This is a genomic window from Vibrio amylolyticus, from assembly GCF_023145695.1.
Classification (GTDB): Bacteria; Pseudomonadota; Gammaproteobacteria; order Enterobacterales; family Vibrionaceae; genus Vibrio; species Vibrio amylolyticus.
On the sequence record NZ_JAJHVV010000014.1, the window covers coordinates 1 to 21821 of the forward strand.

Annotated in this window: 20 protein-coding genes; 9 read left to right on the forward strand and 11 right to left on the reverse strand. The window is 42.7% G+C overall.

The features are described 5' to 3' along the window. Positions 1-183: 183 nt before the first annotated feature. From treC to gmhB, 5 genes are all read right to left on the reverse strand, one after another. The gene (gene treC, locus KP803_RS18750; protein ID WP_248010381.1) at positions 184-1899 is read right to left on the reverse strand and encodes an alpha,alpha-phosphotrehalase; all 1716 of its coding nucleotides are present in this window, start codon (positions 1897-1899) and stop codon (positions 184-186) included. 76 nt (positions 1900-1975) lie between these two features. Further along, entirely contained in the window at positions 1976-3400 is a 1425-nt protein-coding gene (gene treB, locus KP803_RS18755) for a PTS trehalose transporter subunit IIBC (protein WP_248010382.1), read from the reverse strand. Between the two features lie 177 nt (positions 3401-3577). Beyond that, positions 3578-4525: a trehalose operon repressor TreR gene (treR, locus tag KP803_RS18760; protein WP_248010383.1), complete on the reverse strand. Its 948-nt coding sequence runs from the start codon at positions 4523-4525 to the stop codon at positions 3578-3580. A 137-nt stretch (positions 4526-4662) separates the two neighbouring features. Continuing rightward, positions 4663-5007, reverse strand: a complete 345-nt coding sequence (locus KP803_RS18765) for an MliC family protein (RefSeq protein WP_248010384.1) — start codon at positions 5005-5007, stop codon at positions 4663-4665. Positions 5008-5091: 84 nt separating this feature from the next. After that, complete coding sequence (gene gmhB, locus KP803_RS18770; RefSeq protein WP_248010385.1) at positions 5092-5643, reverse strand: D-glycero-beta-D-manno-heptose 1,7-bisphosphate 7-phosphatase; 552 nt, start codon at positions 5641-5643, stop codon at positions 5092-5094. Positions 5644-5856: 213 nt separating this feature from the next. Between gmhB and metN the strand changes: the two genes are divergently transcribed. The 3 genes from metN to KP803_RS18785 all read left to right on the forward strand — a co-directional run bounded on the left by metN (position 5857) and on the right by KP803_RS18785 (position 8485). Beyond that, on the forward strand, positions 5857-6891 hold the full coding sequence (metN, locus tag KP803_RS18775) for a methionine ABC transporter ATP-binding protein MetN (RefSeq protein WP_248010386.1): 1035 nt from the start codon (positions 5857-5859) through the stop codon (positions 6889-6891). Further along, positions 6881-7558, forward strand: coding sequence for a methionine ABC transporter permease (locus KP803_RS18780; protein WP_248010387.1), 678 nt, complete (start codon positions 6881-6883; stop codon positions 7556-7558). Before metN ends, KP803_RS18780 begins: the two co-directional genes overlap by 11 nt. Positions 7559-7675: 117 nt before the next feature. Continuing rightward, positions 7676-8485, forward strand: a complete 810-nt coding sequence (locus tag KP803_RS18785; RefSeq protein WP_248010388.1) for a MetQ/NlpA family lipoprotein — start codon at positions 7676-7678, stop codon at positions 8483-8485. A 148-nt stretch (positions 8486-8633) separates the two neighbouring features. Here KP803_RS18785 and KP803_RS18790 read toward each other — a convergent pair whose 3' ends face one another. Together KP803_RS18790 and syd are read right to left on the reverse strand one after the other, a co-directional pair. Continuing rightward, on the reverse strand, positions 8634-9422 hold the full coding sequence (locus KP803_RS18790) for a Zn-ribbon-containing protein (RefSeq protein WP_248010389.1): 789 nt from the start codon (positions 9420-9422) through the stop codon (positions 8634-8636). 20 nt (positions 9423-9442) lie between these two features. Further along, entirely contained in the window at positions 9443-9988 is a 546-nt protein-coding gene (gene syd / locus KP803_RS18795; RefSeq protein ID WP_248010390.1) for a SecY-interacting protein, read from the reverse strand. Between the two features lie 113 nt (positions 9989-10101). On the opposite strand from syd, the gene queF reads away from it, so the two are divergent. The 6 genes from queF to KP803_RS18825 all read left to right on the forward strand — a co-directional run bounded on the left by queF (position 10102) and on the right by KP803_RS18825 (position 18677). Next, entirely contained in the window at positions 10102-10947 is an 846-nt protein-coding gene (gene queF, locus KP803_RS18800) for an NADPH-dependent 7-cyano-7-deazaguanine reductase QueF (RefSeq protein ID WP_248010391.1), read from the forward strand. Between the two features lie 22 nt (positions 10948-10969). Then, complete coding sequence (locus KP803_RS18805) at positions 10970-13240, forward strand: tetratricopeptide repeat protein (RefSeq protein WP_427916971.1); 2271 nt, start codon at positions 10970-10972, stop codon at positions 13238-13240. 117 nt (positions 13241-13357) lie between these two features. After that, positions 13358-14923 carry a GGDEF domain-containing protein gene (locus KP803_RS18810; RefSeq protein WP_248010393.1) on the forward strand — a complete coding sequence of 522 codons (1566 nt, stop codon included), beginning with the start codon at positions 13358-13360 and terminating at the stop codon, positions 14921-14923. 251 nt (positions 14924-15174) lie between these two features. Further along, the gene (ppnN, locus tag KP803_RS18815) at positions 15175-16551 is read left to right on the forward strand and encodes a nucleotide 5'-monophosphate nucleosidase PpnN (protein ID WP_248010394.1); all 1377 of its coding nucleotides are present in this window, start codon (positions 15175-15177) and stop codon (positions 16549-16551) included. 85 nt (positions 16552-16636) lie between these two features. After that, a complete protein-coding gene (xni, locus tag KP803_RS18820; RefSeq protein ID WP_248010395.1) occupies positions 16637-17410 on the forward strand; it encodes a flap endonuclease Xni in 774 nt (257 codons plus the stop codon). Between the two features lie 70 nt (positions 17411-17480). Next, positions 17481-18677, forward strand: coding sequence for an alpha/beta hydrolase (locus tag KP803_RS18825; RefSeq protein WP_248010396.1), 1197 nt, complete (start codon positions 17481-17483; stop codon positions 18675-18677). Between the two features lie 30 nt (positions 18678-18707). Here KP803_RS18825 and rlmM read toward each other — a convergent pair whose 3' ends face one another. The 4 genes from rlmM to KP803_RS18845 are packed head-to-tail and all read right to left on the reverse strand — an operon-like array spanning position 18708 to position 21759. Beyond that, positions 18708-19799 carry a 23S rRNA (cytidine(2498)-2'-O)-methyltransferase RlmM gene (gene rlmM / locus KP803_RS18830; protein WP_248010397.1) on the reverse strand — a complete coding sequence of 364 codons (1092 nt, stop codon included), beginning with the start codon at positions 19797-19799 and terminating at the stop codon, positions 18708-18710. After that, positions 19796-20194, reverse strand: coding sequence for a DUF423 domain-containing protein (locus tag KP803_RS18835; RefSeq protein WP_248010398.1), 399 nt, complete (start codon positions 20192-20194; stop codon positions 19796-19798). Before KP803_RS18835 ends, rlmM begins: the two co-directional genes overlap by 4 nt. Further along, positions 20184-20807 (reverse strand): alpha/beta fold hydrolase, encoded by a 624-nt coding sequence (locus KP803_RS18840; protein ID WP_248010477.1) that lies wholly within the window; start codon positions 20805-20807, stop codon positions 20184-20186. The genes KP803_RS18835 and KP803_RS18840 overlap by 11 nt, the downstream gene beginning before the upstream one ends. Before the next feature lie 43 nt (positions 20808-20850). After that, positions 20851-21759 (reverse strand): transcriptional regulator GcvA, encoded by a 909-nt coding sequence (locus KP803_RS18845; protein WP_248010399.1) that lies wholly within the window; start codon positions 21757-21759, stop codon positions 20851-20853. Positions 21760-21821 lie beyond the last annotated feature (62 nt).

A 21821-nucleotide genomic window follows, 5' to 3' on the forward strand; every position in this document is an offset into this window, starting at 1 on the left:
ATGGTTCGAATCCGTCCCCCCCCACCATATTCTTAAAAAGAATCGAAAGCCAACTCATTGAGTTGGCTTTTTTTGTTTCTGGAAAGAAAGAATTCTAGCGAATAAAAAAGGCCTCGATTACTCGAGACCTAAACGATTGATTCAAACATTCATCGTATCTAATTGGGGGCATCTAGCTAGATACTAAGACTCAATCAAAATAATCTTCGTTTCATAAGGTTTAAGCACTTGGTGGCGAGAAACCGCGCTACTCTCACCCCCTACACCCTTATCTAATAAATAATCACCTAATAGATAGTTACCTAATAAGTAGCGAGCACCTTCTACGTTTAAATGCTCTGGCAACACACACTCAACCTCATCTGCATAATAGTTATTTAAGCAGATCAACGTCTGTTTATCTGATTTCCTCTGATAAGCGAAAATCGCGTTGTGCTCGGGGAATAAGTCAACATAGCTACCTGATGTGATGACATCGACCTCTTTACGTAGCTGAATCAGCCTCTGGTAGAAATAGAACACGGAATTCGGATCATCAACGGCCTGATTGGCATTGATGTCTAGGTAATTCTTAGCAACTTCAAGCCACGGTAACCCTTTAGAAAAACCCGCAAACTCAGAGGTGTCCCACTGCATCGGGGTACGAGAGTTATCACGAGATTTTTGTGCGAGGATTTTGATCATCTCATCATGACTTGTACTTTGATGGTTCACCATGATGTCGTACATATTGGTACTTTCAACATCTTGGTACTGAGATAATTCCGTATAACCAGGATTGGTCATTCCTATCTCTTCACCTTGGTATATGTACGGTGTCCCTTGCATCATATGGACCGATGCGGCCAACATCTTCGCAGATTCTAGTCGATATTCAGTATCGTTCCCCAATCGGCTAACAACACGAGGCTGGTCGTGGTTACACCAAAACAGTGCGCCCCATCCTTTACCGTTTAAACCCGTTTGCCAATGATTAAAAATCTGTTTAAGTTGCAGAAAATCAAACGGAGCATTAGTCCACTTTTCTCCGTTTTCATAATCCGCTTTTAAATGATGAAAATTGAACACCATCGATAACTCTTTTCCATCATTTGAAGAGTACTGCTGGCAATGTTCTAGTGTGGTTGATGACATTTCACCTACGGTAACGCTGCCATACTTCTGAAATACCGCTTCGCTTATCTCTTGTAGGTATTCATGAACACGGGGACCATCAGTATAAAAACGTCGTCCATCACCTACATCATCACTGGCGTAATCTTGCTGTTTGGAAATAAGGTTTATGACATCGAGCCTGAAACCGTCCACACCTTTTTCAGCCCAGAAACTAATGACCTGTTTAACTTCTTCACGAACCTTAGGGTTTTCCCAATTGAGATCCGCTTGTTCTTTAGCAAAGAGGTGGAGGTAGTATTGACTCGTCTTTTCATCCATTTCCCAAGCACTGCCACCAAACTTTGATTGCCAGTTATTTGGAATATCGCCTTTAACGGGATCTTTCCAAATGTAGAAATCACGGTAAGGGCTATTTACATCGCCAAGCGCCGATTGAAACCACTGATGGGCCGTTGAAGTGTGGTTGACCACGATATCCATAACAATTCGAATCCCACGTTGATGCGCTTGTTTCAATAGCTCATCAAAATCGGCCATGGTGCCAAAGTCTGGGTTAACAGTGTAGTAATCAGCAATATCATAGCCGTTGTCGATCATTGGAGAATCGTAAATCGGCGTCAACCAAATCGCATCAACACCTAGCAATTTAAGGTAATCTAATTTGGAGATGATTCCTTGAATATCTCCCGTTCCTTTATTGCCACTATCACAAAAGCTTTTTGGGTAGATTTGATAAATCGTCGCTTTTTTCCACCACTCTTTATCTTGAATAATCGTTGTCATTAATAGGCTCACTTACCAAATAAACTAAAAAGTGGAGTGGTAAAAGCACCACTCCAATCTAACGTACTGAATATAATTAAGCGCTGACAGGCTCTAGCTCACCTTTTAACTGTGCTCGTTTGTAGAAGAACAGCGTCAGTGCTGCAGGAACAAGAATGGCAACAAGCATTGCGATTGCGTAGATACCCCAGTATTGTGGTTGAATCGACAAAATACCCGGCAAGCCACCAACACCAATACCATTCGCCATCACACCTGCACTGCCACATATTGCTGCAGCCAGTGCACTGCCCACCATTGCGCTCAGCATTGGAAATTTGTATTTCAAGTTAATCCCGTACATTGCCGGTTCAGTTACCCCAAGGTATGCAGAGATAGCAGCAGGAACTGAGATATCACGCTCGCCATGTTTTTTACTGATAATAATGATCCCAACAACCGCAGACGCTTGTGCAATGTTTGACAGTGCAATCAATGGCCAGATTGGCGTGCCACCGAGATCTTGCATGAGTTGTAAGTCGACTGCATTGGTTGTGTGGTGAATACCAGTAATAACTAGAGGTGCGTAAAGAAACGCAAACACCATCGACCCGATAATCGCAAAATCTCCAGTCATGGCTGCTTTTGCGGCAAATGCAACGCCATTACCTAACACTCGGCCAAATGGGCCAATTAACGCATGAGCAAGTACAACAGATAGAATGATCGAAACAAACGGAACTACAACAAGGTAAAGGTAAGAAGGAACAATACGTTTTAAATTAGTTTCGATAAAGGCCAATGCAACACCAGCAAGCATGGCAGGAATAACTTGTGCTTGATAACCCACTTTTTCAATAACGAACAACCCGAAGTCCCAGACTTCTGGCACCTCCTTACCAATAAGATAAGCATTCATTAGCTGAGGAGACACTAACGTGACACCCAATGTGATACCTAAAATAGGCGTACCACCGAGTTTTTTCACTGTTGCCCAACAAACACCAACCGGTAAGAAGAAGAAGATCGCTTCACCAATCAACCATAAAAACGAGTGCACTGTCGCCCAAAATTGGCTGATTTCCGTGAGAGACTGACCATCAAACATCTTGATGTCACCAATCACATTACGGAAACCCAGAATAAGACCACCAGTAATAATGGCAGGAAGCAATGGGACAAAAATTTCGGCTAGGTGAGAAATACCGCGCTCTAGAATGTTCATATTCTGACGAGCCGCCAACTTTGAATCGTCTTTTGAAGACTCTGATTTACCAGACAGTTCGATTAGGATGGCGTACACTTCATCAACTTCAGTTCCAATGACCACTTGGAATTGCCCTGCATTCGTAAAGCACCCCTTAACGACACTGAGTTCCTCAAGTGCTTTCTCATCCGCTTTATCTGTATCATTCAATACAAATCGGAGTCTCGTTAAGCAGTGACTAACACTCGCTATATTATCGCTACCGCCGACCAGTTGTATAAGACGCGCAACGTCTTGTCTCGCTATCTTGCCCATATCCTTGTCCACCCTATTGGAGTCTTACTTGATTCTAATTTTGTTACCACCACAAAATGGGAACATTCCCATAACTTAAGATTATAATGACAGATGCAAACAAAAACCAAAATGGGAACAGTCCCATTAATTGAGTGTGATCACAGTATAATTTTAATTCAACTAGAAATTAATGAGTTAAGAAATGATCGGATTCTGAGTGAGGTGAACCAGATCCTGGTTACCATTTACATGAGAGATCAACAAGTTAGCTGCTTGTTGCCCAGCCAAAGTGTAGCCAGGATCAATACTATGTACTTTGGGGAAAAGAAACGAAAGTAGCTCATTACCACCAACACCCGTTACCATGACATCTTCACGCCCTAGTTCTTGAAGTCGCTTTATTACCCCAAGAGCAAGAGTGTCACTGGCACACACAATGGCCTGCGTCGAGTCAACGAGTACTTTATCCACCAGTTGATAAGCGCTTTCATGATGCAATTGACCCGTTTGATAAACAGGGGTGATCTGATGAGACTGACACCACGTCAGGTAAGAATCTAAACGCAGTTTCCCAGTTGTTTTATCACTAGGATCAACGCCAATAAACGAAATCTCATTTAAGTTAAGATCCGTTAAATACTGCAGAGCATGATAAATGACACCGGAATTATCGTAATTGATCGATGACGTGACCTCGGTATCCATAGCGATAACAACCGATCGTCCTTGCCAGTGTTCTAACTGTTCTGTATCTAAATCGGTAAAGCCAAAAACAATCACGCCATCAACGTTACGCTTTTTTAATACATCCAAATGCTCATTGGTTTTTTCTCTGTCAAACTGACTCTCCATGATCACAGCGTCGTAGCCTGCTTCATAAAGTGTACTTAACATACTTCCCACCGCTTTATTCTCAGACGGAGAATCAAGGCGAGAAATAATCACTCCCACCACCTTCTGACTTCCACCACGCATAGACTGAGCAGACTTAGAGGGAATGTAGCCAGACTCTTGAATGATCTTCTCTACTTTTTCTCGTGTCGCAGGTTTCACTTTCGGATCATTCGTCAATACTCGTGAAACGGTTGATTTCCCAACCCCAGAAAGCTTTGCTATGTCATGAATTGTGAGTTTTTTGGTCATACTATTTGAAAGAAGTCGGCAAAGGGAAAGTACACCGGTGAACCTATAACTCATCGGCAACAAGAAATGGATGTGTCACCTATTGGGCTTTATTCTCCTGTTGTGGAGATAAGCTCAATAGACTGATGGTAGATAACTTATTGTGTTTTACAGTTTTTGTAAACTTGCTGATTATATTCTAAACGAGCTTCATCGCCTTTTGTGCGTAACGTAACAGGGTTTGTTACCTCCGCAGTGCCATCATTAAGAATATAGCGAGTACCCGAACCTGAGCGGATTTGAATTAACGCGTACTCCATCTCTTCAACACGCAACACCGCAATTTCACTGTCTGGGATATAGGCGACATCAAAACTCATATCAGACTGACAACGATAAGTGTGATAAAGACTCTCATCAATCTTCATCTCATTAACTGAAGATTGCGAGCAACCCATTAAGCTTAGCCCTAAGGCCAAAAGAAAAAACATTCGTAACCGCATTGTTCCCTCCAAACTTTATCTTATCTTGCCTCTCTATCTGCTCTAGTTCGAAGCAACAAATAAAAAAGGCCGCTAGGCGACCTCTTACTTCGATAGATAAGCGGGGACATCTCTGATGCTATCGAGCACGGTGGTCGCTAAGGCTTCACCTTTGTCCGTAACAGGCTTGCCCGTACGAACCAAAATCTTAGTGCCAACACCAGCTGCTTCTGCCGCCATCATATCTTCGGCTTTGTCACCGACCATGATGGATTTCGCCATATCAATCTTGAGGAAGTCTCTTGCTGATATAAACATGCCTGGTTTTGGCTTTCGGCACTCACACTCTTCTTTGTATTTACCCACGCCATGTTCAGCATGATGGGGGCAATAATAGAAGCCATCAAATTCAACACCATGGTCAACAAAGTTCCAATCCATCCACTGAGTGAGTGAAAGGAATCGCTCTTCATCAAACATGCCTCGTGCAATACCTGACTGGTTAGTGACTAATACAAGCATATACCCCATATCTTGAAGTTGCTTAGTTGCCTCAAAAACCCCTTCAACAAACTCAAAGGAGTGTTCGTCGTGAACATAACCATGATCCACGTTAATCACGCCGTCTCGGTCTAAAAACACTGCTAGTTTAGCCAAAATTCATTCTCACTTACTCTATATTGCCTAGAATTATCGCACGCTTTATTTCTTTCATCACTATCTAATTACTTTTGATACTAGCACAAATGAACGTTTAGACGTCTAGACGTAAAAATATCTATTGACTTGATTCTGTGAAAGCCATAGCATCCTCTGCTAAATGAGATACAGTTCAAAATATTATTCTGTTGTCCCTGCACAGGAAAGAAAATGATTGAGATAAATCAAGTAAATAAAGTTTTTTACCAAGGTACAAAAGAAATTGTCGCGGTAAAAGACATCAACCTTCACATCGAGCAAGGCACTATCTTTGGTGTCATTGGCTCATCAGGTGCAGGGAAAAGCACCCTGATCCGTTGTGTGAATATGCTATCAGCGCCAACGACAGGTTCTATTATCGTCGACGGCGTGGACTTAACTAAGTTAAGTAAGTCAGAGCTAAGCGAAGCTCGTCGTAACATCGGCATGATCTTCCAGCACTTTAATCTGCTTTCATCTCGTACGGTATTTGACAATATCGCGTTGCCACTAGAATTGGCCGGAAAAAGCAAACAACACATTGAAGAAAAGATTAGCGAGCTGCTAAAGCTTGTTGGTTTAGCGGATAAACGTGATACCTACCCAGCGAACTTAAGTGGTGGTCAAAAGCAACGTGTTGCTATCGCACGAGCATTGGCGTCCGATCCAAAGGTATTACTATGTGATGAAGCAACCAGTGCGCTTGATCCAGCAACGACGCAGTCAATCTTAGAGCTGCTACGTGAAATCAACAACAAACTAAAAATCACGATTCTACTGATCACACATGAAATGGATGTGGTGAAAGGTATCTGTCACGAAGTGGCGATTATCGGTGATGGTGAACTGGTTGAGAAAGGCACTGTTGGTGAGATATTTGCTCACCCTAAAACAGAGCTTGCACACGAGTTTATCCGTTCAACCTTAGATTTGACGATTCCAGAAGATTATCAAGTTCGCCTACAAGAAACGCGTGTTGAAGGTAGTTACCCATTAGTTCGCTTAGAGTTTACGGGCGAAACGGTTGATGCGCCTTTGATGTCTCAAATCTCTCGTAAATTCAATATCGACGTAAGCATTCTAAGTTCGGACCTCGATTACGCGGGCGGTGTTAAGTTCGGCATGATGGTCGCTGAGCTATTTGGTAACGAACAAGACGACAACGCAGCCATTGAGTTCCTGCGTGAGCATAAAGTAAAAGTAGAGGTACTTGGTTATGTCCTTTAATAACGTAATGGAATGGCTTAGCCTAAATGGAAACCTACTGCTAGGTGCAACATGGGAAACCATCTACATGGTCGGTGTTGCAGGTATCGTTGGTTTCGGCATTGGTATCCCTCTAGGGGTTATTCTGCACACCACGAAAAAAGGCGGTTTACTTGAGAACACGAAACTCAACGCTGTCTTAGGTGCGATCGTTAATATCGGCCGTTCAGTGCCCTTCTTGGTGCTTATGGTTGCGATTATTCCGGTCACTAAGCTACTCGTAGGCACATTTATTGGTACAACGGCTGCGATTGTTCCACTGACAATCGGCGCGATTCCTTTTGTGGCACGCTTAATTGAAGGTGCTCTTTTAGAGGTACCAACAGGGCTTGTTGAAGCAGCGCAGTCTATGGGTGCAACACCAACACAAATTATTACCAAAGTTCTATTACCGGAAGCACTGCCTACCATTATTAACTCAGTCACTATTACCTTAGTAACACTTGTGAGTTATTCAGCAATGGCAGGAACGGTTGGCGGCGGCGGTCTCGGTGATGTTGCTATTCGATACGGCTTCCACCGTTATGATGTTGTCATCATGGGTGTTACGGTCGTTATGCTAATTGTACTGGTACAAATTATTCAATCTATTGGCGATGCAATTGTACGCCGAGTTGATCATCGATAACGCTAATCATTGATACAGTTAGTTATTGATAAAAAGTGTCACAGATAAAAATTTAAAAGAGCTCGCGAGTAAAAGCAGCGAATTACACAATATTCATTTTTTAATAAGGAGATAATCATGAAATTTAGCCTTAAAGGTTTACTAACCATCGCAGCAGCAGCGTCTGCACTTGTTCTTGCAGGTTGTGGCGATAAAGCAGAAGACAGCAGCAAAATTAAAGTTGGTGTTATGGCTGGCGCAGAAGCTCAAGTAGCAGAAGTAGCAGCTAAAATTGCTAAAGAGCAATACGGTCTTGATGTTGAGCTAGTTACTTTCACTGATTACGTAACTCCTAACGCAGCGCTGGATGATGGTTCTATCGATCTTAACGCTTTCCAACATAAGCCATACCTTGATCAGCAAGTGATTGATCGTAACTACAAGATCACAATCGCGGGTAACACTTTCGTATACCCAATCGCGGGCTACTCAAAAGAAGTAGAGTCGGTTGATCAAATCGAAGATGGTGCACGTATTGCGGTTCCAAACGATCCAACAAACCTAGGTCGTTCATTACTTCTTCTAGAGCAACAAGGTCTAATTACTCTACGTGAAGGCGCTGGTCTACTGGCTACCGTTCGCGATATCGTAACGAACCCTAAAAACATCACTATTGTTGAACTAGACGCAGCACAGCTTCCTCGTTCACTGGATGACGTAGCGCTTTCTATCATCAACACAACGTACGCAAGCTCTATCAACCTAACACCACAAAACGATGGTATCTTCGTTGAAGACAAAGAGTCTCCATACGTAAACCTAATCGTTTCACGTGAAGATAACCTAGATGCAGAAAACGTTCAGAACTTCGTTAAAGCATACCAAACTGAAGAAGTGTACCAAGCCGCTTCAGAAATCTTCAAAGGTGGCGTAGTTAAAGGTTGGTAATCACTTTTGCTTTCAAAAGTAAAACGCCTTTAATCTAAGTAATACAATCAAAAAAGCCGATACTTTCCACTCATTGCAGTGAGAATGTATCGGCTTTTTGTTATCTACAATATGAACGACAGAGAAGTTCTACCGCTCTTGTAAACGATTAAGAATGATAAGTTTTAATCTGATCCCAAGATATGTTGGAAACAATTCGACAATCATCACACTTGAAATGGAACATATCGTGAGCCGGTTCATCCAGTAACCACTCACCTCCACACTTAGGGCACTTACGTTCTTTCTCTTTAGCTAAGCTCTCTCCACCTACTCTATATTGATAGTAGTAAGTCGGCACTTTAGTTAGAAACTCAATGCGGCCTCTTAAATCCCAACCACGACGAAACAGTAGGCTATCCACATTACAGATCTCAGCTTGAGTCGCATGCTCTGCTTTACAACTGCCTGCCATTTGAATTTCATCGCACGCTTGCCATTCCGTTTGCCACTTGATCAGCGCTTTATGATCGCCATTAAAGGTCGCGGGGTTACGATAAAGGGGAATAGGCAACAATGTCTCGCCACTTCTTAACGGAGAACAGGTATGAACAAAAGTGGTGTATAGAATTTGCCAGCTTGGCGTCTCTTCTTCCGCTGTCTCTTCAGAGTTTAGGTCTCTACCCAGTAATCTCATTTTAGGCGCGAGTAGACTCGCTTCTGATAAACGATTAAAACAAACCTTAACAAAGTCAGAGTGGTTTTTAGGGTGCAAGCTATCTTGCTCTGGGCAAACAGCGCGAACATAGAACTCGCCCTCTCCCATTACAATAGGGAATTCACGACCAAGCACTTGCCCATTGTATCGAAAGGCATCCATCAGGCCATTCACGGCTTTATCAACAGCGCTTACCGTTGTGTTATCAAAACACTCGAATTGCAATTCAACGACGTACATTATTTATTTCCAATCATCAGTTACACCGCAGGCTCTAATTTCGTTAAGAACTCAACGATATCATTGGCCAAAACATCGCGCTTATCCGTTCCAAGGCGTTCTAAAACCACGTTACCTGACAGGTTACAGATGGAGATGACATCTAGCTCGGCGTCGGTCGCAGCGATGAAGACAGTCGGTTTTAATTTTAAACGGCGTTGTGTCACGAGATGCCCTAGAATGTTTTCTTGTAGCATGACAAAGTCGTCGTCGCTCCACACTTGTAATAACGTTAGCTCGTTACCTTCCCATGTGGCGTTCATATCAGCACTGTATTGGCTACAATAAAACGCAACAATGTCCTCATGTAATGTTAATTCAATGCCCTTTTCTACATTCGAAAGATCCGCATTATTTTCGCGAGGGAATGCTTTCCATAGCACACTATCTTGCAGTTTTTTTTCAACACATGGTGACACTAACTCAAATAGGTCTTCGTTTTGAGGAAGAGAGTTATGCGCGACTTGATACGCATCTAAATACCGTTGGCTAAATGAAAAAAGCGCTTGAGAGGCATGAGAAGTCATTGATGTCTCCAGAATATGAGTAAAGAAAGCCATCGAAGTGGCACATCATTTGATGACAGTTCGATGGGGATTGCGTAAAATTCTCGCCATTCTAATCTAATTTAAGACAAAGTATGAGCAAATATTCTGATGCCAAAGAGCTTGCGGGCCTGACGTTAGGCCAAAAGACGCAATACACCAATCAATATGATGTGAGCTTATTGCAACCGGTACCAAGAAGTTTGAATCGGGATGATTTAGACCTTGGTGAGAGTCTGCCATTTCAAGGCTGTGATATTTGGACCATGTACGAGTTGTCTTGGTTAAATAGCAATGGTCTACCCCAAGTTGCCGTTGGCGAAATCGCCATCCCTGCAACAAGTAAAAACCTAATTGAATCAAAGTCTTTTAAACTTTATCTTAATAGCTACAATCAGACTAAGTTTGATAGCTGGGAAGAAGTGACTAAACGCCTTCAAACCGATCTCTCTGACTGCGCTGGAGAGGCCGTTAGTTTGAATATTTTCCCTGTTACGGATTACACAGGGCAAACTATTGTTTCGATGGCGGGTGATTGCATTGATGATCAAGACATTGAAATTGATAGTTACGATTTCGATGACAAGCTTTTAGAAGGGTCAACAAGTGAAGAAGTGGTTGAAGAAGCACTGCATAGCCACTTATTAAAGTCTAACTGCCTAATTACCAACCAACCAGACTGGGGCAGTGTTGAGATTCAATATCAAGGTCAACAAATTAACCGCGAAGCTCTGTTACGATACCTCGTCTCTTTTAGAGAGCACAACGAGTTTCACGAGCAGTGTGTTGAACGAATCTACACCGATATCATGAAATATTGTCAGCCGAGCAAGTTAACGGTATACGCACGCTATACACGTCGTGGTGGCCTAGACATTAATCCTTACCGTTCATCAGAAAATGCTAAGCCAGCCCATAACAAGCGCATGGCCCGTCAATAAGGAATCAAATAGGATGTTACCAATGCGCTGGAAGCGAGCGACTTACCTAGCCTTTTGCTTAATTGCTTGCTTAGTTTCAAGTATTGCCAATGCTACTCTTTACTCTTCGGCAATCTTAAATGAAGCGAGCAGCTTTCTAGATATCGTGCCAGCGCAATCTAAAGCACTAACGCTCAATTATCTATCACAGCGTAAACTGAATACGGATCAGAGCGAAATCCCATCAGCGATGAACCGTGATGAAAGTGACAGTACGATTCGCACACCAACCAGTACCATTGATGCATTAACCATTCTTGCACAAGCTGAATATAACCTTGGTAACATCCCTGCAGCGAATACTCGCTTAGAAGAGGCAGAACAACTGGCGGAGAAACACCGTTTACACTATCTCGGGCTGAGTGTACGACTTCTCCACACTAGGCTCTCGTGGTTACAAACGCGCAATTCGCAACAAACCAATCAAGCTATTGAAGATATTCAACTAAGATACAGTGCTATCAAACACGCCGATCAATTTGCTCGTGTTATCTATTATAAGATTTTCATGCTCAAGGCTGATGTGGCGTCTTACGATGGCCATATCGATTTAGCCAATCAATACTTTGCCAAAGTAAAACCTTATGTCGACTCTCTCAAATCGAGATCGACCTATATTGATTACCATATTGCCGTAGGGCAGCACTACCTCAATCATAAGCTCTATAATCGCGCTCTATCACAGCTTTTGATTAGTTACTGGCAAGCAATTGAAGATAATTCAAGCGCTCAAATTGCAGAGGTAAACCGACTACTTGCTCAAGTTTTTTATGAGAGAAAGGTCTATGACACTGCACTGAGACACCTTTCTCAGGCCGCTGATTTTTATGACAATTACCAAAGCTCCACCATTCTTGCTGAGGTTTTAAAGCAGATGGGTGATATCTACTTCCAACAATCAAAATATAATCTCGCATTGGTTCACTACTTTAACGTGATTGATCATGAGAGAAAGATCAACAAGATAGAAAACGTTATCGATATTCGTCTCTCACTCGCAGCAACCTATCTACAACTCTACAATTTCTCGTTAACTGAGCAGTATTTGAATCGTGCGGAAAACTTGCTTGAATATGCAAAAATCCCTCACCTAAAAGCTGAAGCGCTTCTTCTCAATGCAGGGTTGGCGTACCACAAGAAAGAGCCAGTACTGGTTTATGCTTATGCTAACGAGGCGCTTGAGTTAGGCATTGAACTTAAAGATATCACGATTCAAACCCAAGCCTATCAACTTCTCTACCTTGGCTACGAACAGAAAGGAAAGTTCGCAAAAGCGCTTGAGAACCTAAAACAGTTCAACTCCCTTTCGCGCATTCAACAGCAGTCTCTTAATCAGATCAATGAAGAAGCATTTCGTCAGCAAAAAGAGTTTGTCGAACAAACACTCCACCTTGCTGGGCAAAAAGAAGAACTCAAAGAAACACACGATAAATTCATTAAAACTCGTCGAATTTCATGGGCACTGTTTGCGATGGGGGTGTTGATTTTTATTGTGCTATTGCGTCGAGGCTACGTAATACAAAGACTGAACTCAGATAACACCACGCTCAATGATGCATTGTTTACTCACTCTCGCTCAACATTACCCAATTTGCGTATGCTCAATGACAGGCTACCAACCTCGCTTGCACAAAATCGACATCAGTTTGAACAATGGCAGTCAGGGGAGTTGATCAATGAGCCACTCAATGATCGGTTGAAATTCGTCCTTATTGATATTCCTTTTTTACGTAATATGTATTTACAGCATGGTTATCAAGATGGACTGAAGCTTGAGGCCGCGTTTGGAACATTTCTAAAATCAAAAATCATCGCTCCTGCTCGTATCTATCATTTCTCGGATGCTAACCTTCTCTATATTGAACCTCAAAACGAGGAGAACAGTGATACCGAGCAACTGTTTAATAAAGTCCAAAGTTGGATAGAAGAGTTTGAGTCTGAGTATGACATGACCAGAATCGTTCGAATTGGCATCGCTGACTATCCCTTCTTGCCACGAGCTTATACAGCAATTAGTGATAAAGAGTTGATTGATATATTACTCATGTCGACAAGTGTAGCTCGTACATTAAGTATGAAAGAACATTCAAGCCAATGGGTCTATTTAAAGGCGATAGAAAATGCTCCCGCAGCAAGCCTTGCAACAGGGAACATAAGAAAAGCGTGTAAACATTCGATCAATCAAGGGTTAATTAAAGTGCATTCTTCTTACAAGAATGAGGACAGCATCAAAAAACTATTAAAAGATGGGTAAAACCTGAGCGTTCAAGCATTAGATTCAGTGACGTAATGATTTATTTTGTTATTATCGATGAATTAGTTAATAAGATCATATTTGATCTTTTTTTAATCAGCTTATAGTTAAGTTTGCATGGGCGTTCTCGAAAAAGAATTAGAATCAGAGCTTCAGAAGCTAAAAATCGAACTGGAACAAGTTCGTTTGACACAACGAGATTCATCGTTCAAATTTAAAAGAGAACAAAACGTTCTTAAGCGTATTGTTGCATCTCTAAGTTTTGCTTGTGGCGAAGAAAATTCGAAACTAAGCACTAACTTGGCAGAATTGCGCCATGCCCTTGAGCAACAAAAAGATATCAGCACGCTAATACCGCGATTGGCCGTATTAGAGAGAATGCTGAAACAACAGACGTTGGCTATGGAAAAAAAGACTGTTCAGCTCGATTCACAAGTCAAGCACAGTGGAGAAACGCTCTTGCGCGTGACTGGGTTACCGCCTAGATTAAAACGTGATTTAAGAGATCTCCTTAGCTACTCTGGTGCCCAAGACCCAAAGAATTCTACCCATGCCTTACAGCTGCTCACTATCTATGAGCGTGCGATTAAAATCATCACCTCAAACCCAGATACCGCGCTAACCGAAATAAACAATGCAGCAGACAAAGAATTACTGACTCGTTTATCAGATGAACTTCAGCACCTGATTACAGAATTAGACTTTGAAGGCGAGTCTGGTGATCTGTTAATCGATATACGAGCTAAACTGCTCATTGGTGTTTCAACCCAATCACTGCTTGAGCTGACTTTACAAGTGCTGAAATTGGTTATTGATGGCACTAACTTCGAGCGTAAAACCTCTGAGCAATTCCTCGAGCAAGTCAATTCCTCTCTCTCTTCTACACTGAAAAGTACGGAACAGAGTGTCGATCAAAGCCAAAGTTACTTTGAACAGCGCCAAAATATGAATCAAGAGCTCGATGCCTTGGTGGTCAAATCCAAATCGACCCTCGACGCTTCTGATGATATCGCCACTGTTAAACAAGAAATGACCCCACTGCTTTCTCAACTGGCCGCGTTATCTGAACGGTTAAGCCACGCAGAGCAGCGTGAGCAGGCTCTCATCGAACGTATGGGATATGGAAAGCAACAGTTAGAAGCGTTATCGGAGTTGACTCAAGATCATCGCCGTCGCTTAGATGATCAAGCAAAACGAATGTTACTTGACCCTCTCACTAAGGTTTACAATCGAACCGCATTTAATGATCGGGTAGAGTTGGAATATCGTCGTTGGATCAGAGCACAACATAACCTACGAATTGTTCTGCTTGATATTGATAAGTTTAAAGCGATCAACGACAGTTTTGGCTATGTCGCTGGCGATAAGGCATTAAAGATAATCGCTCGGACCATTTCAAAAGAAATCTCAGACACCGATACCGTAGCTCGATTTGGTGGTGAAGAGTTCATTCTTTTGCTGCCTGAGCGTGAAGACAATGAATGCTACAAGATCATTCAAACCATACAGAGGCAAGTCAGTAAACTGCCATTTAAGTTTAAGGATAAGAGTATTACTATTACTCTTTCCGCAAGTAGCACACTCTTTAAAGAAGCAGACACTCCAGAAGAAGTTCTTGAACGTATCAACCTCAATTTAATGGAAGCAAAGAACCTAGGGAATAATCAAATCGCTTGGAAATAAACGTTAAAGAATCCACAGCCAAACCTACAGCTTCATCCATTCCATTCTCAGCATATTCACCAAATACCCGAGTTCACAACCTTTCACTTTTCTTGCACCAACGTTAATCCCGTAGCACGTTTTTATTGATTTAAATGTTTTCAAATAGTTACATACGGAATTTCTTTGCTAAGATAATAGATACACCTTTATGTTTTGACGTGGTGTGTCTGTTCTCTAACGAGTTATTCTCTCAATAAAAGGAGGCGACTATGATCACTCATATTAGCCCTGCTGGCAGCATGGATCTGCTTTCTCAACTTGAAGTTGAGCGCCTTAAAAAAACCGCTTCAAGCGATATATATCAGCTGTATCGAAACTGTACTCTAGCCGTACTAAACTCTGGTAGCCATACCGATAATTCCAAAGAATTACTAGAAAAATACCGCTCCTTTGATGTCAATGTGGTCCGTAGGGAGCGAGGAATCAAACTTGAATTAAACGATGCTCCCGATCATGCCTTCGTTGATGGGAACATCATTAAAGGCATCCAAGAACACTTGTTTTCCGTACTGCGTGATATTGTTTACGTCAATATGCACCTAGCTGATAACCAGCGCCTTAACCTCACCAACCCTGCCCATATAACCAACCTAGTGTTTGGTATATTACGCAATGCAGGGGCGCTTACGCCGGGTATCGAACCTAATCTAGTTGTGTGTTGGGGTGGTCACTCAATTAACCCAACCGAATATCAATATACTCGAGAAGTCGGACACGAATTAGGGCTTCGGGAACTCAATATCTGTACAGGTTGCGGTCCGGGTGCGATGGAAGGCCCAATGAAAGGAGCCGCAATTGGGCACGCGAAACAACGATACGAAGAACGTCGTTATTTGGGGCTCACAGAGCCATCCATTATAGCTGCTGAACCGCCAAATCCAATCGTGAATGAATTGATCATCATGCCCGACATTGAGAAGCGTTTAGAAGCATTTGTTCGCATGGCGCATGGCATTGTTATTTTCCCAGGTGGTCCGGGCACCGCTGAAGAACTGCTCTATATCCTCGGTATTATGATGCACCCTGATAATGCAGACCAACCTCTACCTATTGTGCTAACGGGTTCAAAAGAGAGCGAAGAATACTTCCGCTCTATTGATCAATTTATCGGCGATACTCTAGGCAAAGAGGCACAAAAGCATTATCAGATTGTTATTGATGACCCAGAAAAAGCCGCACAGATCTTAAGCCAAGCGATGCCTGATGTTAGACAGCACAGAAAAGAGACGGGAGATGCCTATAGCTTTAACTGGTCTCTAAAGATTGCGCCTGAATTTCAGCTTCCTTTTGAGCCTACCCATGAGAGCATGGCAAGTTTAGACCTGCACCTTGATCAACAACCTGAGAACTTAGCAGCGGCTCTGAGACAAGCCTTCTCTGGTATTGTTGCCGGGAATGTTAAGGCGGAAGGTATCCAAGAAATTGAACGTCATGGGCCATTCACCATCAACGGTGACGCTGTGCTGATGAAAAAAATGGATAAGCTACTCAATGATTTCGTTGATCAACATCGAATGAAATTACCCGGCGGTAGTGACTATGTTCCTTGCTATCAAATCGCAACATCCGATGGCGACAAAGGATAGAGACTTCAACTCTTCGCCAATAGTAGCAATCTACGATTGATTCATTACAATAAGGGCTGAATAAGCCCTTATTTTTTGGAACGTTATGTCTATACACCTTGTGATCATTGATGCGCTTAACCTCATTCGCCGCGTCCATTCAGCCCAGCCAGACCCTGCTGATATCACAAGAACAATAGAGACCACCAGCCGTACCTTAAATAGAATCATCAATGAAGCTGAACCAACGCATATCATCGCGGTGTTTGACCATCATTTACAAGATAGAGGCTGGAGGGCAGAAGTCCTTCCTCGCTATAAAGAAAACCGCAAACCAATGCCAGAACCGCTGCTTCACGGGTTAGATAAAATCCAACAAGCATGGTGGGATCTAGGCATAGATTCACTGTTATCTGATGGAGATGAAGCGGATGATTTAGTGGCAACGTTAGCCGTCAAGGTTGCTGAACACGGTGAAAAAGTAACGGTCATCTCAACTGATAAAGGGTATTGCCAGCTACTCTCCCCAACATTGCAAATCCGCGATTACTTTCAGCACCGTTGGTTAGATGCGCCTTTCATTGAACTAGAGTTTGGGGTTAAGCCAAGCCAACTTTCAGATTACTGGGGGCTAACTGGAATAAGCTCAAGTCAAGTTCCGGGTATCCCTGGTGTTGGACCAAAGGCGGCGAAAGAAATCCTTAATTTATACCCAGATATTGAGACAGCTTACTTAGCGGAAGATTTACCTAAAAAGTACCGTAAGAAGTTTGATGAACATATTGACACGGCGCGTACCTGCAAAATTGTCTGCGCACTGAAAACTGACATTGAACTCGGCTTTAACCTTCAAGATATTCGTTATCGTAAATCCAGTTAACTTAGTTCACGCTTATTAGGCTAAACTAACTGAAAATATTGATAATAATTATTAATAACAGGTGACTAATATGCGGACAAAAACAATGCTTACTAACTTGAGTCGACTTAGTTTGTTACTCATCGCATTGTTTACTATTGCTGGATGTGAAGACGTATCCGATCCCGCTTTATTTGAACCTTCAACAGATCTTCCCGACTATCAACAAGCCAGCTTTTCCCTTTACCAGTCAGAAACCAAAGCCTGGTTAAGTCAGCACCGATATTTTTTCACCAATGACAAACTGAGTGAAATAGAACGCATTGCGCCTCAAGAAGTTCTTCCTTTAAAACCTAACGGGAAAGCGGTGCTGCTTGTCCATGGATTGGGGGATAGCCCTTACTCATTTGTCGATGTCGCCGAACACTTAGCAGAACAAGGCTACTTGGTTCGAACGGTACTGCTACCTGGTCACGGAAGTAAACCCGCTGACCTTACCCTACCGGAACTGAATGATTGGCAAGCGATCGTTTCTCACCATGTAACACTCTTAAAACAGAAGCAGATGAATATTTGGTTAGGGGGTTACTCAACCGGTGCTAATCTTGTGACACAATATGCGATAACAGATAATGACATTCAAGGGCTGCTCCTTTTCGCCCCAGCCTATCAACCCGTCTCTTTTTTCACTCAATTTGCTTCATTGGCTAAGCACTTTACGTCATGGGCAACCAGAAACCTTGAGGATAATTATTTACGTTATAACTCGCTTGCTATGAACGGCGTGGCTAATTATCACCAAACAACCCAATTGGTCGAACAGCTTCTATCAACGTCGACCTACAATCACCCTGTTTTCATGATTTTGAGTGAGTATGACAGCGTTATTGATTCTAACTATTCAGCTGAGCAGTTTTCTAGCAAAATGATGAATCCTTCAAGTCACCTAATATGGCTAGGTGAAGAAGCTCAATCGGACACTCGCTCAACCTCCTATTCCATGAGAAGGAACGATCTAAAGATTTCCTCAGGCTCCCATATGGCTATGTTATTTTCACCTGAAAATATAGAGTATGGAGAAAAAGGGAAAAATAAGATCTGTCAAAATGGTCAAGGTTCTGAGAAGCAACAACGCTGTGAAGCGGGTGAAGAGGTATGGTTTTCAGGGCGAGGTTATGTAGAAGAGAACAAGATTTTCGCAAGGACGACCTACAACCCCTATTTTGATCAATCGATGCGTGCGATGGATAATGTAATGAAAGATTCTGAACTAAAAAGGGCTGAATAATCAGCCCTTTTATAACAAGAAAATCGACGTTTAGTGCGCGGAGATATTCGATAAGCACTGAACATGAACAGTGATCTCTTCACGGTCATGATATAAATGCTTGGCTTGAAGTTTAAACTTCACATTGTTCTCTTCTAAGAAAATCTTCAAGTTCTCAATATCTTGCAAAACTTCATCGTAGCGGCCTTTCATTGGCAGCTTAAGGTTAAATATCGCCTCTTTAGCCCAACCACTGATGATCCACTCACCCATTAACTGCGCCACGCGTGATGGCTTCTCAATCATGTCACAAATAAGCCAGGTGATATTCTTACGGTCTGGTTCAAACTTAAAGCCATCAGCTTGATGGTGTTTCACCTGACCTGTTTCCATTAGGCTATCCGCCATCATACCGTTATCAACCGCATGAACGAACATCGAGCGCTTAACCAATTGGTAAGTCCAACCGCCTGGACACGCTCCTAAATCAACACCCCACATGCCAGAAGCTAAACGCTCATCCCACTCATCACGAGGAATGAAAACATGAAACGCTTCTTCCAGTTTCAACGTTGAGCGGCTCGGCGCATCCGAAGGGAACTTTAATCTTGGGATGCCCATAAAGAACTTAGAGTTGTTATTAGCATTAGAAAAGCCAACGTAACAATGGCCTGATGCGATAAAACAGATATGTAGCACTGGCTTCTTTGGGTTATCTTTCGCAAACAGTAGCCCTTTCCCACGCATCGCTTGACGCATTGGAACGGTAAATTTTCGACAGAACTTCAGCAGCTCTTTCGCTTCATTGGTGTCAGGCGTTTCAATTCGAAGATCGCCACAGCGCGGAAAACCTTCTACGCCACTAAGCTGCTCAAGGATCGGTGAGATACGATCTTCGGTTGGCAACTCGCTAAATTCAAGAGCCACGGCAAACATCTGACGTGCAAAAATCAGTGATTGGAAATCAATCGCTTTGACTAGCTTGGCTGCATCGCCATCTTGATAGCACTCAAACAGCACATAGCCAGTATTTTTCTTTACACGAGGAAAGCCAAACACTTCTAAATGGTTCGCTTTATCTTGGATTTCACCTGCGCACTCTTTTTCAAAACCAGAGCGGCAATAGAGCATGACGTGTTTCACTTGTTAACCTCTTTTAACTGTAGTGCTGCGGCAGTAAACAAACCCCAGCCGAAAATAAAGAATAGACCACCAAACGGAGTGATAGGCCCGAACCATTTTATTCCGGTGAGAGCGAGTGCATAAAGACTGCCACTAAAACAAAGGATGCCGATGATAAAGCAAATCGCGGCAAGGAAAAAATACTTTCGTGCTTTTATTCCAATATTTATATGGATTAAAATCGCGCACAATGCAATCGCAATCGTATGAATAAATTGATACTGCACACCCGTTTCAAATACACCGATTAAATACGGTGACAAGATCGCTTTCAGCCCATGAGCTGCGAATGCCCCTAATACGACAGAAAGAATCCCAGACAACCCGCAAAAGGTGAGTAAATACTTACTTTTCATTATCGACCTCTAGGATAAATTGGCTCAGTTTTTCTACCGTTAACGCAATATTTTGAGCTTCCGTAAAGCCAGAACGAACTCTGGGTTTAAAGCTATGATCACCGTCCGGCAGAAAGTTAACCGCTATGCTCTTTGATAAAGCAAACTCAGCAAACTCCTCTTTTTTTCCCATGGTGTCGCGCTCCCCCTGCAAGATAAGGCAAGGCTTACTCAGCGTTGCTAGATGTTCACCTTTATATTTCTCAGGCTTGCCTGGTGGGTGAAAGGGGTATCCTAAGCACGCAATACCGGCAACCTGTTCATCGTCAGCCAACAAGCTCGCCATGCGTCCACCCATTGACTTACCACCGATAACAATTGGCTTATCACCAAGCTCATTCATGACGTGTTGGAAGGCTTCTAAAAGCTTAGGGGCACGGTCAGGTGGACGTCTTTTACCATCCTCAGCACGCTTAATCATGTAAGGGAAGTTAAAGCGAATAACCTGAATGCCTTCTTTCACTAAGCCTTTGGTAACTTGCTTCATAAAATCATGATTCATATCCGCGCCTGCACCATGGGCAAATATAAATCGCGGCCGTCCGTTTTCCCCATCAACAATAACGTTGTTGATATTATCGCACTCATCTCGTTGATAATGGTTCGAAATCACATCGTTACTCATCTAAAAACACCTCTTGCTCACTTTGAGCTTTCGCTAACATCCAGTCCCTAAATGTCGCTATACGTCCCATATCCGCTTGTTTGTCGTGACACACCACGTAAAAAGCATTCTTGGTGACAAACTTTTCATCAAAAGGAGCGATAAGACGGCCCGCTTCAAGCTCAGGTTGGGCAAGAACATTGTTGCCAAGAGCAATTCCTTGTCCATGAGCCGCCGCTTGAAGCACCATTGTAGAGTGACTAAAAATCGGGCCGTGATTTACATTAACGCCTTCCAAGCCATACTGCTTAGTAAATTGTTTCCAATCTTTACGCGATGTATCGTGAAGTAACGTATGCGCTTTTAAATCGTCAAGTGACTCAAGGGGTTTCGCCCCTAAAAGAAGTGCTGGTGAGCACAACGGTACTAAGTACTCTTGATACAGTTTATCTGCACGTAAACCTGGCCAGTTTCCACGACCATAATAGATAGCCACATCAACGTCATCGGTCAGTGAACCGTCATCCATATCAACCGCTTTAATACGTACGTCAATATCCGGCTGCTGCTGATTGAAATCCGCCAAGCGAGGAACTAGCCACTGAATCGCGAAACTAGGCTGTAAACTAATGGTTAACGCCCCTTTCTCACTGCGTTCAAGCACTTTATCCGTCGCTTCGGCAAGAGAAGAAAAAATATCTTTAATATCGAGGAAGTAACTTTGTCCCTCTTCAGTTAAGAGTAACGATCGGTTTCGACGTCGAAAAAGCTTTAAACTCAAAAACTCTTCTAATGCTTTTATTTGGTGGCTGACCGCAGCTTGAGTAACAAATAATTCTTCAGCTGCACGGGTAAAACTAAGGTGCCGTGCCGCGGCTTCAAACACTTTTAACGAATTAAGTGGTGGCAATCTTCTAGACATAGGGGCACTCAATAATATGGATTAGTTTTTTTAATCTGAAACATTATAAATTGTCGATTGCT